Here is a 15,319-nt window from a genome sequence, read left to right as displayed (position 1 = left end):
GCGGATGCAACAGGCGGGCACGCTGAGGTGCCTTAGCAACAGGACGTTTCCGGCTGGGCGCAGGCATGGCCGACCTTGGGGATCACCAATGCACATGTTGTCGTTTACCTATCGCACCAGCCTGGCCGTGTTGTTGAGTCTGCTGGTGGCTACGCTGCCGCTGGCGGCTGCCGAGCTTGAAGAAGAAGTCATCAACCCCAGCGAAGTGATCTTTCGCGACGGCCAGCCTTACTACGACGATGGCGGCGACTATGTCCGCCTGCGCACGCGTCGTGAGGGTGGGGAGTTGGTGTATTTCCGCACGGTGCGCTTCGACCGTGAGCAAGGCTATGTGGATGCCCAGGGTCAGAGCATTGCGACTTTGCAGACCCGGCCGAGTGGACGCGATGGCAGCTCCGCATTCGCGGTGGACTGGTATTCGGACGATCGCTACGGTGGATACGCCGGCTATCGTGGTGCGTATCCGAGATATGGCGCCGGTTTGCGGCTGGGTGCATCGCGTAACCGTCCCTACGGGCAAATTTATTACGGCAACGGGCTGTACGGCCCCGACCCCTACAGCAGCCCGCATAACCGCGATGCGCGGCAGCGTTACATCGGTCCGGGCTATGTTGGGTCTTGCGACCTGACCGGTTGCCGCGAAGTGCATCACATCGGGTTTTACGATCTGCGCTGAGCGCGGCTCATTCCTGCTGCGCCAACCGGCGCAGGTGCATTGCCGACGCGCGGTGCGACCTGTACCACGCGCCTACTCTGAAGTCTGGGCGCGCCACGCTGCTTGCCTGACCACTGTTGACCACGCGTGACATGGCGCAGCGCTGCGATCGGCCTGACACCGGCGCGGGCATGCGGCATCATCGGCACATGCGTTTACTGCCCACCGCCCTGTTGCGATCTCTGCCATTGCTGATGGCGTTGCTGTTGCCGACATTGGCGGCAGCGCAGACCTCGCCTGCTGCAACGCCAGCGTCCGGTGCTGCGGCAGAGCCGGCGCCGGCGGTGATCCCCGGCACTGGCGATGCGTGGGTGGACCAGCATCTGGCCGATATGGGCAGCTATGCGCAGCGCTATCCGGACACCTTTATTGCCGAAGTGGCGCGCTACACCGGCACCCCGCGCGGTTACGTGCAGGCGCTGCTGCAGGTGCGTGGCTGGCATGCGGGCGATATCTATTTCGCCTGTTTCTGGGCGCGGACGCTGCAGTTGTCCTGTCGCGACGCGGTGCGGGCGTACAGCCGCGACCATCACGATGGCTGGCAGGGCGTGGTTACGCGGCTGTCGGCCAGCCCGGACAGCGCGCACATGCGTGCGCTGCGGCATGCCATCGTCGCCAGTTACGACCGCTGGGAGCGGCCGATCACGCTGGATGCGCTGCTGCGTCGACAACTTGGCGACCATGCGCAACGGCTGGAGGCCGCGCGCCAGGCCAGCGAAGCGGACGAGGCCGCGGCGCAGGCCGGGCTTTAGACCGTGTGATTCCCTCCGGGCTTCCCGAATGGGTTGGCCTTCAGCGGCACGGGGTTTAGCGGCATGGAGCGTGCGTCGCGCGGTTTGCCTTGGCCGGCCAGCCGAGCCGGCACCACGCAGCGCCGGCGCCGCATCGCTAACGACCACCGCCTCTGATCCTGAAAGGCATCATCGGCTCTGGCGCGGCAAAAGGCGTACGCAGTCTCCATGCCGCGCGACTGTCTGCACGCCAACGCACTCGCCCGCATGCTGCCGTGCAGCTGGTCGCCGCAGGGCACGGTCGGCGAGAATGCGATAACGCTGGCGTTGGCCGGCTCTGCCAAGACCAGCCCATGCGCGATACCGTGTTTGTCTCTCCCGATCACATCCGCAGCCTGTTCGCCCAGGCGATGTCGGACATGTATCGCGCCGAGGTGCCGTTGTACGGCGAGCTGATGACGCTGGTGGCGCAGGTCAACGCCGACACCCTTGGCGCCGATCCCGCCCTGGCCGCGCGCCTGCAGCGCAACGACGAGCGCGCGCGGCTGGATCTGGAACGCCACGGCGCGATCCGGGTCGGCACGGCGCAGGAACTGGCCACCTTGCGCCGGCTGTTTGCGGTGATGGGCATGCATCCGGTGGGCTATTACGACCTGTCGGTGGCCGGGGTGCCGGTGCATTCCACCGCGTTCCGCCCGATCGACGATGCAGCGCTGTCGGCCAATCCGTTCCGCGTGTTCACCTCGTTGCTGCGGCTGGAGTTGATCGAAGATGCCGCGCTGCGTGCGCAGGCCGAGCAGATCCTGCAGCAGCGGCAGATCTTCACCGCCGGCGCGCTGGACTTGATCGAGCAGCATGAGCGTCACGGCGGGCTGGAGGCGGCGCAGGCGCAGGAGTTCGTGGCGCAAGCGCTGGAAACCTTCCGCTGGCATGGCGATGCCACTGTGTCGCTGCCGACCTATCGCGCGCTGAGCGAGGCGCACAAGCTGATTGCCGACGTGGTGAGCTTCCACGGCCCGCACATCAACCATCTCACCCCGCGTACGCTGGATATCGATGCGGCGCAGGCGCAGATGCAGCGCGCCGGCATCGATGCCAAGGCGGTGATCGAAGGCCCGCCGCACCGGCGCATTCCGATCCTGCTGCGGCAGACCAGCTTCAAGGCCCTGGAAGAGCCGGTGCGCTTTGTCGGCGACAGCGGGCTGGCCGAACATGGCACGCACACCGCGCGCTTTGGCGAGATCGAGCAGCGCGGGCTTGCGCTCACGCCCAAGGGCCGCGCGCTGTACGACGCGTTGCTGGCGCAGGCACGCGACAGCGATGGCGCCGGCAGCACCGGCGCCGATTACGCCACACGCCTGCAGACGGCGTTTGTGGCGTTTCCCGATGACGAAGCGCTGCTGCGTCAGGAAGGCCTGGGCTATTTCCGTTATGCGTTCACCGAGGCAGGACGCGCCGATCCCGCACAGGTGGCCGCGATGCCAGCAGAAACTGCGATCGCGCTTGGCCTGGTCAGCGCCGATCCGATCATCTATGAAGATTTTCTGCCGGTGAGTGCGGCGGGTATCTTCCAGTCGAATCTCGGCGGCGCCGAACAACGCGCCTACGCCGCACATTCGAGCAAGCGCAGTTTCGAGCAGGCATTGGGCGCGCAGGTGCACGACGAATTTGCGTTGTATGCGCAGTTGGAGCGGGAGTCGCTGCAGGCGTTGGTGGTGTAAGGCAGCACCAGGCGACAGTATCAGGTGGGTGTGTGCGGTAGCGGTATCCCGCAGTTTCAAGTGCTGCATGCGATATCGCCCAACTGCACGCACTACGAAGGGCGACTGATAAAAATTATCAACGCTGTCTCGACAGCGGCGGCGTGTTGGCCAAATGCCCCTGCTTTGACGAATGAGTTGGTGTTGGATGGAGGTGACATCGATCGGATAGAACTAAGCTGATCAGACCGCACCTAATCGAACTACCGCGCTCCATGCCCTGCTTGTAACCACGTACACCGACCATCTCCACTGGTCCTTGCCCGCCCACCGTCGCGGGACCTTACGCGGCATGGATGCCGCGTAAGAGCTTACAAGGACGTACTTGCAGCGTGTCCCGCGATGGTGGGCGGGTAAGGGCCCTGCAGCCAAGCCGCAGATCATCCGCTCTACAACCAACCAATCCACACCGTTCGATTACATCTCAAGGCGATCGGGATCTTGAGCTTCAGCATTGCTTGGATGTTCCGAAGCCTAGCGGGTCGAGGGCGCGATGCCCTCACCGCTCGCGGGACACGCCGTGAATCCATCCCTGGAGGCTCGGTGGCGGCATCCATGCCGCCACACGGTCCCGCAATCGGCGAGGACACCGCACCAGAGAGTTGATCGGTAGCTTTGTTTAAAACCCTGCACACCGACACTCTCGACTGGTCCTTGCCCGCCCACCGTCGCGGGACCTTACGCGGCATGGATGCCGCGTAAGAGCCTACACGGACGTACTTGCGGCGTGTCCCGCGATGGTGGGCGGGCAAGGGCCCTGCAGCCAACCCGCAAATCAGCCGCTCTGCACCCGACGGCATCTCCAGCCCCGTTCGATTACCTCTCAAGGCGACCGGGATCTTGAGCTTCAGCATTGCTTGAATGTTCCGAAACCTAGCGGGTCGAGGGCGCGACGCCCTCACCGCTCGCGGGACACGCCGTGAATCCATCCCTGGAGGCTCGGTGGCGGCATCCATGCCGCCACACGGTCCCGCAAGCAGCGAGGACACCGCACCAGAAAGGTCGTAGGTTGCTCTGTTGAAAAACATGCACACCGACACTCTCCACTGGTCCTTGCCCGCTCACCGTCGCGGGACCTTACGCGGCATGGATGCCGCGTAAGAGCTTACAAGGACGTACTTGCAGCGTGTCCTGCGATGGTGGGCGGGCAAGGGCCTTGCAGCCACGCCGCAGATCAGCCGCTCCACAACTGCAACGCATCCACACCGTTCAATCACTTCTCTTCGGTTTTTGTCAGCCCAGCCTCAGTGCGCCGAGGCTGCCGGGCGCCGTGCTGCCGCGCGTTCTGCACGGCGTGCGCGCGCACGTGCGCGACGTGCCTTCCAGCGCTCGCTCAGGCAAGAGAAGATCACGTACAGCGCCGGGGTGCTGAGCAAGGTCAGGCTCTGCGAGAAGATCAGCCCACCGATCATCGCGATACCGAGCGGGCGGCGCAGTTCCGAGCCTTCGCCCAGGCCCACCGCCAGCGGCACTGCGGCCAGGATCGCCACCATCGTGGTCATCATGATCGGGCGGAAGCGCACGATCGAGGCCTCGCGTGCGGCCGCGCGCGCATCCATGCCGTGCACGCGCTGCGCCACCAGCGCGAAGTCGATCATCATGATCGCGTTCTTCTTGACGATGCCGATCAGCAGCACCAGCGCGATCATCGAGATCACCGACAACTCGGTATTGGTGAGGAACAACGCCAGCAGCGCGCCGACGCCGGCCGCCGGCAACGTGGACAGGATGGTCACCGGATGGATCAGGCTCTCGTATAGCATGCCCAGCACGATGTAGACGGTAAGCACCGCGGCCAGCAGCAACACGCCCATCGAATTGGGGCTGAGCTGCACGTTGAAGCTGTCGTCGCCGCTGAGACGGATGCCGTCGGGCATGCGCAGCCCGTCCACGGTGGACTTGATGATCAGGTCTGCCTCGCCGGTGCTCACGCCCGGTGCCAGGTTGTAGCTCAGATCCATCGTGGTGTACTGGTTTTCATGGATGATCTGCGGCGGCGCCAGGCCCGGCACCTGCGTGGCGACCGACGTGATCGGCACCATCAGGCCTGCACGGTTGGGCACGAACACCTGATCCAACGCCTTGGGCGTGGCCGTCTGCGAGGGCAACGCATTGACCACCACGCTGTACTGGTTGAGATCCGAGTAGATGGTGGAAATGGAGCGCTGGCCGAACGCGCCATACAGCGCGCCATCGATCGCACCGACCGAGATGCCCAGCCGCGCGGCCTTGGCACGGTCGATCACGATGTTCTGGCGCAAGCCCGATGTATCCACGTCGGTGCCGACATCGCGCAGGCGCGGATTCTTCTTCAACGCGGTCTGCAGCTTGGGCAACCATTCCTGCAACTGCGCCAGGTCGTTGCCCTGCAGCGACACGCGGTATTGCGCGCCCTGGCTGGTGCCGCCACCGCCATCGCTGGGCAGGTCCTGGATGGCGCGCAGGCGCAGATCCAGATCCGGGTAGCGGTCGGCCTTGGCGCTCAGCCGTGCGACCACCTGCGCGGTGGTATCGCGACGGCCTTCATTGCGTTTTTTCAGTTCGATATTGAACGAGGCGCTGGAGCCCTGACGGCCGGAGCCCAGCCGCGCGCCGACGGTCTTCACCGCCGGGTCGGCCATCAGCATGTCGGTGATGCGGCGCTGGCGGCTGACCATGTCGGCAAACGACACCGTGGCGCTGGAATTGGCGCGACCCCAGATCAGCCCGGTGTCCTGCGCGGGGAAAGAGCCCTTCTTGACCGCGCTGCCGAGAAAAATGGTGGCGGCAATCAACAGCAACGGCGTCAGCGACAGCAGCAGCGCGTGGCGTAACGAGAAATCCAGCGCCACCGTGTACACCGCCAGCATGCGCTCATGCATGCGGTCCAGCCAGGCACCGAAACGGCCGGGCTTTTCCGGCTCGGTATGCGCCGACAGAAAGCGGCTGCACAACGCCGGCGTCAAGGTCAGCGACACCAGCATCGACACCACGATCGCCGCCACCAGGGTCACGGTGAATTCGCGGAAGAACGCCCCGACCATGCCGCTGGCAAACAGCATCGGAATGAACACCGCCACCAGCGAGGCGGTGATCGAGACGATGGTGAAACCGATCTCGCGCGCACCGGCCAGTGCGGCGTCCAGACGCGACATGCCTTCGTCCAGATGCCGCATGATGTTTTCGATCACCACGATCGCATCGTCGACCACAAAGCCAATCGCGATCACCAGCGCCAGCAGGCTGAGGTTGTTCAAGGTGAAGCCGAGCATGTACATCACCAGCGCCGAGCCGGCCAACGACAGCGGCACGGTGACTGCGGCAATCAAGGTCGGTGCCAGCCGGCGCAGGAACAGCGCCATGGTCAGGATCACCATCACCAGACTGATCATCAGCGTGGCCTGCACCTCGTGCAGCGAGGCGCGGATGGTGGGTGTGCGGTCGAAATAGGGCGTGAGTTTGGTGCCGGGCTGCAGGTAGGCGCGCAGCCCGGGAATCTGCGCCTTCACCTGGTCCACGGTTTCGACGATGTTGGCGCCGGCGCGGGTGAAGGCATACATCACCACGGCGGGTTTGCCGTCGAACCAGGCGGCTTGATACGCGTCCTGCTGGCCGTCGTAGACGGTGGCCACATCGCCCAGCCGCACGATGCGCCCGTTGGATTGGGTGGAGATCGCCAGCTGTGCGAAATCGGCGGCCTTGGCGACTGAATCGTTGGCGACGATGGCCATGGTGGTGTTGCCGTCGGACAGAAATCCGGTCGGCGAGGTGACGTTGGCTGCACGCACCGCGTTGCGCAGATCGTCCGGGGTCAGCCCCAGCGCGTTGAGCGCGCGCAGATCCACATCCACGCGTACCGCCGGTGTGGACGCGCCGGCGATGTCGACCGAACTGATGCCGGTGATCTGGCGTAGCCGTTGCGCCAGCAGCGAGTCGGCGACGTTGTAGAGCTCATCGGCCGATTGGGTGTCCGAGGTCAGCGCGATGGCGATGACCGGGTCGTCGTTCGGATTGGCTTTCGAGTAGATCGGCGTGCCGAGCCCGGAAGGCAGGTCCGATTGCGAGGAGTTGATCGCGGTCTGCACATCCTGCGCGGCCGAATCGATGTTGCGATTGTTCTGGAACACCAGCACCACCAGACTGCTGCTCTCCGAACTGGAGGAGCGCATGCGGTCGATGCCGGGCAACTGGCCCAGATGCCGTTCCAGCGGCGCAGTGACGGTGGAGGCCATGGTGCTGGCATCGGCGCCGGACTGCGTGGCGTGCACGAAGATCACCGGAATCTGGATGTTCGGCAACGCCGCCACGCCCAGCCGCAGGTAACACATCAAACCGATCACGAACAAACCGATCGCCAGCAGCGAGGTGCCGATCGGGCGCTTGATGAAGGGGGCGGAGATGTTCATGGCTGTGGCGCCGGGAGTCGGGAATCGGGAGTCGGGATTCGGCAAGCAGGGCCAAAGCCACGCCCGAATGCGCGTGCGGGCATGCGCCGCCGCAGGCCGGAAATCCGATCAGCCTTCGCTGCACCAGTCGTCATGCCGGGCGCTCCGAGGTGGAGGCCGGGTTTGCGCCGTCGCGGCGTGCGGCACGCCGTGCACGCCAATCGCGCACGCGCACGCCGGCGCGTTCCATGTACAGATAGATCACCGGCGTGGTGTACAGCGTGACCAATTGCGACAACAGCAGGCCGCCAACGATGGCGATGCCCAGCGGACGGCGCAGTTCCGAGCCGATGCCGGTGCCCAGGGCCAACGGCAAGGCGCCCAGCATGGCGGCGGCGGTGGTCATCATGATCGGGCGGAAGCGCAGCAGGCAGGCGCGCCGGATCGCTTCATGCGCATTGGCGCCTTCTCGGCGCGCGTCGATGGCGAAGTCGATCATCATGATCGCGTTCTTCTTGACGATGCCGATCAGCAGCACGATGCCGACGATGCCGTCCACCGACAGGCTCAGCCCGCACATCATCAATGCCAGCAATGCGCCGACACCGGCCGGCGGCAGCGTGGAGATGATCGTCAGCGGGTGGATGTAGCTTTCGTACAGTACGCCCAGCACGATGTAGATCACCACGATCGAGGCCAGCAGCAGCCACACGATATCGGTCTGGCTGCCGGTGAATTCGGCCGCCTTGCCGACGAACTCGGCATGCACCTGGGTCGGGATCTTGAGGTCTTCGCGCGCCTGTTCGATCGCTTCCACCGCCTGCGACAGCGAATGGCCCGGCGCCAGATTGAACGAGACGGTGACCGCCGGCAACTGTTGCTGATGGCTCACCACCAACGGCGTGTTGGTGACCTTGGCCTCGGCCAGTGCGGCCAGCGGAATGATGCTGCCGGCGCCGACCACGATGCCGGTGTTCTGCGCGCCCACGCCGGTGGCGGTGGAGGAGTTGGACGAACTCACCTGGCCGAAGCTGGTCGCGTTGGTGCCGGTCAGCGCGCCGCTGCCGTTGCTGGCCACCGCCAGCTGATTCATCAATGCGGTGCTGCTGCGGAATTCCGGCGCCACTTCCAGCACCACGCGGTACTGATTGAGCTCGGTGAAGATGGTGGAGATCTGGCGTTGGCCGAAGGCGTCGTACAGCGTGTCGTCGATGGTCTGCATCGGCACGCCCAGCATGCTGGCCTTGTCGCGGTCGATGGTCAGTTCCAGCGCGCGTCCCTGGTTGGCCAGGTTGTTATCCACATCCGCCAGCTCGGGCAGCTTGCGCATCGCCTCGGTCATGCGTGCGGCCCAGGTGGCCAGCTCGGCACTGTCCACATCCGACATCGAGTACTGGTATTCGGTGGCGGCCACGCGGGTGTCCAGGGTGACGTCCTGCACCGGCTTGAGGAATAGCGCCACGCCCGGAATGCCGGACACCGCTTTCTGCAGGCGCGGCAGCACCTCGTCCAGGCTGTCGCGGTCGCCGCGCGTCTTCAGCACGATCGAGAGCTGGCCCTGGTTGATGGTGGGGTTCATCGAGCCGGCGCCGATGAAGGCGGCCACGCCGGTCACTGCCGGGTCTTTCTGCAGCGCCGCGGCTACCGCCTGGGTGCGCTGCTGCATCTGCGGGAAGGCCACGTTCTGATCGGCCTGCACCACGCCGGTGATCAGGCCGGTGTCCTGCTCCGGCAGCAGGCCTTTAGGAATGGCGACGTACAGCACCACGGTCAGCGCCACCGCACCGATCGCCACCGCCAAAGTCAGCGGCTGATGCGCCAGGACCCAGTCCAGGCTGCGTTCGTAGGTGCCCACCGTGCGCGTCCACAGGTTGGTCTTGCCGGCGGCAGCGGCGCGTTCGTGCGCGTCCTCGCCTTCGGGCAAGGCGTCGGGCTTGAGCAGGTAAGCGCACATCATCGGCGTCAGCGTCAGCGACACCAGCATCGAGATCGTCACCGCAATCGACAGCACCCACGCAAATTCATGGAACAGGCGCCCGGTGACGCCCGGCATCAGCAGCAGCGGCAGGAACACCGCCACCAGCGACACGGTCAGCGACAGCACGGTGAAGCCGATCTGTTTGGCGCCGATTTCGGCCGCTTCCGGCCCGCTCTTGCCTTGTTCGATGTAGCGCACGATGTTTTCGATCATCACGATCGCATCGTCGACCACGAAACCGGTCGCCACCACCAGCGCCATCAGCGACAGGTTGTCCAGCGACATGCCCGCAAACGCCATCACCCCGAAGGTGCCGGCCAGCGACAGCGGCACCGCCACCGAGGGAATGATGGTGGCCCACAGCCGGCGCAGGAACACGAAGATCACCGCCACCACCAGGAAGATGGTCAGCACCAGGGTGAACTTCACTTCATGCACGGAGGCGCGGATGGTTTCGGTGCGGTCGGCGAACACTTCCAGATGCACATCGGCCGGCAATACCGACTGCAGCTGCGGCAGGATGCTGCGGATCTGCTCCACCGTCTGCACGATGTTGGCGCCGGGCTGGCGGCGGATTTCCAGCAGCACCGCCGGTTTGCCATCGGCCCAGGCGGCGAGCTGATCGTTTTCCACGCCGTCGACCACGTTGGCCACATCGGCCAGCCGCACCGGGCGGCCATTGCTGTAGCTGATGATGGTTTCGCGGTACTGCGCCGCATCGGTGAGCTGGTCGTTGGTGCCGATGCTGTAGGACTGGGTCTTGCCATTGAGCGAGCCCTTGGGCGCGCTGACATTGGTCTGGGTCAGCGCGCTGCGCAGCGACTCCATGGTCAGGCCCATGTTCGACAGCTGCGCCGGGTTGACCTGGATGCGCACCGCAGGCCGCACGTTGCCGGCGATCGAGACCAGGCCCACGCCCGGCACCTGCGACAGGCGCTGGGCCAGGATCGCGTCGGCGTAGCGGTTGACCTCGCGCAGTGGCAGCGAATCGGAGGTGAGCTTGAGCGTGAGGATGGCCGCGTCGGCCGGATTGACCCGGTTATAGACCGGCTGATACGGCAGCGACGAGGGCAGGGTGGCCTGGCGGATCGCTGCCTGCACGTCCTGCGCGGCGATGTCGATGTCGCGGTCCATCGAGAACTGCAGAATGATCGTGGACAGGCCTGCCGACGAATCGGAGGTCATCATCTGCAGCCCGGAGATCTGCCCGAGCTGGCGCTCCAGCGGTGTGGTCACCAGCGAGGCCATGGTGGTCGCATTGGCGCCGGGGTACTGGGTGGAGACGACCAGGCTGGGGGCGTCGATTTCCGGCAACGCGGAGACCGGCAGTTGCCGGTAGCCCAGGATGCCCAGCAGCAGGATGCCCGCCATCAACAACGAGGTGGCGATGGGACGGCGGATGAAGATGGTCGAAAAGCCCACGGGGGGAATCCTTGCTGAAGACGTCAATCGGTGCCGGCGCGCAATGCGCCGACGCGCACCGGCGACGGAAGTCCCGTCGCCGGTGGTCGCGAGTTAGCGCGGGCCGCCGCCGCTGCGTCGGCCGCCGGCGCCGCCACGGCTCTTGTCCTGCACGGCCTTGAGTTCGGCCTCGGTGGGCTCGGGCGGTGTTTCGCCCGGCTTGAGCGCGCTGACCTTGCTGCCCGGCTTCAAGCGGAACTGGCCCTCGGTCACCACCCGCTCGCCCTGTTTGAGCCCCTTGGTGATCTGCACGTGGCTGTCGTCCACCTCCACGCCCTGCACCACGGTGCGCATCTGCGCGGTGTTGTCGCTGCCCACCACGTACACGTAATCGCCGTCCGGGCCGCGCTGCACCGCCTGGGTCGGCACCACGGTGCCGCCGGAGATGGTGCGCAGCTGCAGGCGCACGTTGACGAACTGGCCAGGCCACAACGCGTTGTCGGCGTTGTCGAAGATCGCGCGTGCGCCGAAGGTGCCGCTGTCGGCGGCGATGCGGTTGTCGATGACGTCCAGCTTGCCGTCGCCGCTGATGATGTGCGCATCGCCGCGATCCAGCGCCGCCACGCCCAGCGCGGCGGCCGCCTGTCCGCTGCGCACCGCCTGCAGCTCGCGCTCGGGCAGGTTGAAGGACACGTAGATCGGGCGGATCTGGGTCAGGGTGACGATGGTGGAGGTGCTGCTGACGATATTGCCCACGTCCACACCGCGGATGCCGGCAATGCCGTCGATCGGTGCCAGGATGCGGGTGAACTGCAACTGCACCTGGGCCGCGCGCATCTGCGCATCGTTGGCCGACACCGCTGCCTCGTACTGCGCCACCTGGTTGCGCTGGGTGTCCAGATCGGTGCGCGAGACGTACTGCTTGTAGGCCGGATCGTTGGAGCGCTGGTAGTTGACCCGCGCGGTGGCCAGCAGCGCCTGGTTCTGGCGCTTGGCCGCCAGCGACTGGTCATAGCTGGCCTGCAGGCTGCGTGGATCGATCTGCGCCAGCAGCTGGCCCTTCTTCACTTCCTGGCCCTCCTGGAAATTCAGGCTCATCAGCTGGCCGCCGACCTGCGGGTTGACCGTGACCGTGTTGAGCGCGGTGACCGTGCCCAACGCGCTGGCGTAGACCGGCACGTCCTGGGTGGTGGCAGCCACCACCGTGACCGGCACCGGGCCGTGGTCTTCGCTGCCGCTGCCGTCCGGCGCGCCCGCGCGCTTGCCGTGATTGCCCCCACCGAACATGCGCATTGCAACGAACACCACGACAAGCACCGCTACGACCAGCAGTGTGATCTTCCAAAAACGCGACATGCGACAACTCCTGAGGGCGGGCCGGGCGCTGATGCGACCGTGGGGCAGCTGTGCGAAGCATATCGTTGCGCCCAAGCAATTGAGCGTTACTGAAGTAACGGCTCGCCAAGCGAAACGGCCACGACGTTCACAGATGCAGTACAGCAGCAACGCACCACGGTCGCCACGGTTGACCGGCGGGCTGAATCGGGCACCACCGCAGCCCGCCAGCTGCGCGGGTGCACTACATTAAGCAACCATCTTTAGAGGATTCTCGATGCGCCACTCCCGCCTGCTGACCAGCGCGCTATTGCTCGCCCTGCCCACGCTCGCCGCCGCCCAGGCTGCGCCCCGGCCCGAAGTGCAGGCCGCCGCCGCGCCGTTGCAGACCAAGCTGGTGCAGTGGCGCCGCGACTTCCATCAGCATCCGGAACTGTCCAACCGCGAGGAGCGCACCGCCGCCACGGTGGCTGCGCAGCTGCGCAAGCTCGGCCTCAAGCCGCGCACCGGCATCGCCCATCACGGTGTGGTGGCCATCATCAAGGGCGGCAAGCCGGGTCCCAAGATCGCCTTGCGTGCGGATATGGACGCCCTGCCGGTGAAAGAGCAGACCGGGCTGCCGTTCGCTTCCAAGGTCACTGCCGAGTACCGCGGCGAGCAGGTCGGGGTGATGCACGCCTGCGGCCACGACGCGCATACCGCGATCCTGCTCGGCGTGGCCGAAGCGCTGGTGGGCATGCGCGACCAGTTGCCCGGCGAAGTGATGCTGATCTTCCAGCCCTCCGAAGAGGGCGCACCCGGCAACGAAGAGGGCGGCGCCTCGCTGATGCTCAAGGAAGGCCTGTTTGCCGACTTCAAGCCGCAGGCGGTGTTCGGCCTGCATGTGTTCTCCAGCGTGCAGGCCGGCAAGATCGCGGTGCGTAGCGGCCCGCTGATGGCCGCCTCGGACCGCTTTGCGATCAAGATGATCGGCCGCCAGACGCATGGCTCGGCACCATGGAACGGTATCGACCCGATCGTGGCCAGTGCCGACATGATCGGCGCTGCGCAGACCGTGATCAGCCGCCGCGCCAACCTGTCCAAGCAGCCGGCGGTGCTGAGCTTCGGCGCGATCAAGGGTGGCATCCGCTACAACATCATTCCCGATGACGTGGAGATGGTCGGCACCATCCGCACCTTCGACGAAGCCATGCGCCAGCAGATCTTCGCCGACCTCAAGACCGTGGCCGAGCACACCGCCGCCGCCCACGGGGCCACCGTTGAGGCACAGGTGCCGGACCAGCCCGGCAACCCGGCCACGGTCAACGACCCTGCATTGACCGCGAAGATGCTGCCCAGCCTGCAGGCCGTGGTCGGCGCCGACAATGTCTATGAGCCGCCGTTGCAGATGGGCGCGGAAGACTTCTCGTTCTATGCCCAGCAGGTACCGTCGATGTTCTTCTTCGTCGGCTCCACCGCCAAGGGCATCGACCCGGCGACCGCGCCCAGCAATCATTCGCCGCAGTTCCTGCTCGACGAGTCGTCGCTGGATGTGGGTTTGCGCGCGCTGTTGCAGGTATCGCTGGATTATCTGCATCAGGGTGAGGCTGGCTGAATCGGGAATCGGGAATCGGGAATCGTGTGCAGTTGCGCGGTTCCGCTGAGCGTTGGTGATCGTGTGGGGCGGCGGGCCGCTTGACGGCCCGCTGCTTCTGCCGCCAGCTCGCCCCAGCGTCTGCCATACACCTCACGGCCAGCCCGCTCGCCCTAAAATGGCGGCATGAATACCCCAGAAGATTCCTCTCTCGGTCGTGAGGTCGCGTATCCCAGCGGCTACGATCCGTCGCTGTTGTTTCCGATTCCGCGCGCGGCCGGGCGCGAGGCGATCGGCCTGACCGGCGCGCTGCCTTTTATCGGCCGCGATCGCTGGCATGCCTATGAACTCAGCTGGCTCGATGCACAGGGCAAACCCTGCGTGGCCACCGCTACCTTGCATGTGCCCAGCGATTCGCCGTCGTTGATCGAATCCAAATCGCTCAAGCTGTATCTCAACTCGCTCAACGCCACCCGCTTCAACAGTGCCGAAGCGGTGCGCACGCGTATTGCCTCCGACCTGTCCACGCGCGCCGGTGCCGATGTGGCGGTGGAATTCGGTCTGCCGCCGATCGATGCGGTGGGCGAGGGCGAGTCGATCGACGCGCTGGATGTCAGCATCGACGACTACGGCCCGCCCAATGCCGCGTATCTCTCAGCGCACACACAACCAATCGTGGAAGAAGTGCTGACCTCGGCGTTGCTCAAATCCAATTGCCCGGTTACCGGTCAACCGGATTGGGCCAGCGTCACGCTGCGCTATCGCGGCGCGCCGATCGACCGCGAAGGCCTGTTGCGCTATCTGGTGAGTTTCCGCGACCACGCCGAGTTTCATGAGCAATGCGTGGAGCGCATCTTCCATGACGTGCTGATCCGCTGCGCGCCCGAGTGGTTGGTGGTGGAGGCGCGTTATACCCGTCGAGGCGGACTGGACATCAACCCATTGCGCAGTTCGCCCAGCGTGCCGACACCGCTGTCGATTTTCCGCGACCTGCGCCAGTAGCCGGCCGTGCTGGAGGATCGCGCCAGCTTCACGGCGGCGCGATCCACGCTTAACGGCGCTCCGCGCACGCTGCAGTCATCGTGATGCACGCAGGATGGCAGCAATGAGTGTCGACAAGAAAGCAGATTTTTCCAACGTAACCTCGTCGGTCGACAGCACCGCCGATGTCACGCCAGCGCCGGATTTTTCCAACGTCCGCAGCAGCGTGCAAAGCACGGCGCAGATCGTCGAAGAGACGGTGACCGTGCAGGCAGGCGACAGCCTTTCCAGTATTGCCAAACGCCATTATGGCGACGGCAATCTGTGGCCGCGCATTTTCGAGGCCAATCGCGAGACGCTCAAGGATCCGGACAAGATTTTTCCGGGACAGGTGTTGCACTTGCCACCAAAGGCATAAACGCCTGATTTAGCCAGTCGCTGGCTTGGTGATCTGTTCCACTCAATGCTTTCCTCAACAAAC

At 65.4% G+C, this 15,319-nt stretch carries 9 protein-coding genes; 6 read left to right on the top strand and 3 right to left on the bottom strand.

Translation table 11 applies throughout. The features are described 5' to 3' along the window. Positions 1-88: 88 nt before the first annotated feature. The 3 genes from NDY25_RS08170 to hglS all read left to right on the top strand — a co-directional run bounded on the left by NDY25_RS08170 (position 89) and on the right by hglS (position 3,167). Complete coding sequence (locus NDY25_RS08170) at positions 89-676, top strand: hypothetical protein (protein WP_251755064.1); 588 nt, start codon at positions 89-91, stop codon at positions 674-676. Positions 677-846: 170 nt separating this feature from the next. Further along, positions 847-1,467, top strand: a complete 621-nt coding sequence (locus NDY25_RS08165; RefSeq protein WP_256627984.1) for a hypothetical protein — start codon at positions 847-849, stop codon at positions 1,465-1,467. Positions 1,468-1,799: 332 nt separating this feature from the next. Continuing rightward, positions 1,800-3,167 carry a 2-oxoadipate dioxygenase/decarboxylase HglS gene (gene hglS, locus NDY25_RS08160; RefSeq protein WP_168959662.1) on the top strand — a complete coding sequence of 456 codons (1,368 nt, stop codon included), beginning with the start codon at positions 1,800-1,802 and terminating at the stop codon, positions 3,165-3,167. Between the two features lie 1,283 nt (positions 3,168-4,450). Here the strand turns inward: hglS and NDY25_RS08155 are convergent. The 3 genes from NDY25_RS08155 to NDY25_RS08145 all read right to left on the bottom strand — a co-directional run bounded on the left by NDY25_RS08155 (position 4,451) and on the right by NDY25_RS08145 (position 12,305). Beyond that, positions 4,451-7,591, bottom strand: a complete 3,141-nt coding sequence (locus NDY25_RS08155) for an efflux RND transporter permease subunit (RefSeq protein ID WP_168959663.1) — start codon at positions 7,589-7,591, stop codon at positions 4,451-4,453. Between the two features lie 130 nt (positions 7,592-7,721). Beyond that, on the bottom strand, positions 7,722-10,970 hold the full coding sequence (locus NDY25_RS08150; protein ID WP_168959664.1) for an efflux RND transporter permease subunit: 3,249 nt from the start codon (positions 10,968-10,970) through the stop codon (positions 7,722-7,724). A gap of 93 nt (positions 10,971-11,063) precedes the next feature. Next, complete coding sequence (locus NDY25_RS08145) at positions 11,064-12,305, bottom strand: efflux RND transporter periplasmic adaptor subunit (protein ID WP_256627874.1); 1,242 nt, start codon at positions 12,303-12,305, stop codon at positions 11,064-11,066. 256 nt (positions 12,306-12,561) lie between these two features. Between NDY25_RS08145 and NDY25_RS08140 the strand changes: the two genes are divergently transcribed. From NDY25_RS08140 to NDY25_RS08130, 3 genes are all read left to right on the top strand, one after another. Beyond that, positions 12,562-13,878, top strand: coding sequence for a M20 family metallopeptidase (locus NDY25_RS08140; RefSeq protein ID WP_168959666.1), 1,317 nt, complete (start codon positions 12,562-12,564; stop codon positions 13,876-13,878). Positions 13,879-14,043: 165 nt separating this feature from the next. After that, a complete protein-coding gene (queF, locus tag NDY25_RS08135) occupies positions 14,044-14,859 on the top strand; it encodes an NADPH-dependent 7-cyano-7-deazaguanine reductase QueF (protein WP_115039557.1) in 816 nt (271 codons plus the stop codon). Between the two features lie 103 nt (positions 14,860-14,962). Next, positions 14,963-15,256, top strand: a complete 294-nt coding sequence (locus NDY25_RS08130) for a LysM peptidoglycan-binding domain-containing protein (protein ID WP_104549983.1) — start codon at positions 14,963-14,965, stop codon at positions 15,254-15,256. Positions 15,257-15,319 lie beyond the last annotated feature (63 nt).

The sequence above is a fragment of the Xanthomonas hortorum pv. pelargonii genome, assembly GCF_024499015.1.
GTDB classification, from domain to species: Bacteria; Pseudomonadota; Gammaproteobacteria; order Xanthomonadales; family Xanthomonadaceae; genus Xanthomonas; species Xanthomonas hortorum_B.
Note: the sequence above shows the minus strand (reverse complement) of the source record. Positions and strands in the feature narration are given on the sequence as shown.

Bases quoted from the DNA above. Each gene is read 5' to 3' on its own strand.
- NDY25_RS08170 (WP_251755064.1), top strand. From the start codon at position 89: ATGCACATGTTGTCGTTTACCTATCGCACCAGCCTGGCCGTGTTGTTG.
- NDY25_RS08165 (WP_256627984.1), top strand. From the start codon at position 847: ATGCGGCATCATCGGCACATGCGTTTACTGCCCACCGCCCTGTTGCGA.
- hglS (WP_168959662.1), top strand. From the start codon at position 1,800: ATGCGCGATACCGTGTTTGTCTCTCCCGATCACATCCGCAGCCTGTTC.
- NDY25_RS08155 (WP_168959663.1), bottom strand. From the start codon at position 7,591: ATGAACATCTCCGCCCCCTTCATCAAGCGCCCGATCGGCACCTCGCTG.
- NDY25_RS08145 (WP_256627874.1), bottom strand. From the start codon at position 12,305: ATGTCGCGTTTTTGGAAGATCACACTGCTGGTCGTAGCGGTGCTTGTC.
- NDY25_RS08140 (WP_168959666.1), top strand. From the start codon at position 12,562: ATGCGCCACTCCCGCCTGCTGACCAGCGCGCTATTGCTCGCCCTGCCC.
- queF (WP_115039557.1), top strand. From the start codon at position 14,044: ATGAATACCCCAGAAGATTCCTCTCTCGGTCGTGAGGTCGCGTATCCC.
- NDY25_RS08130 (WP_104549983.1), top strand. From the start codon at position 14,963: ATGAGTGTCGACAAGAAAGCAGATTTTTCCAACGTAACCTCGTCGGTC.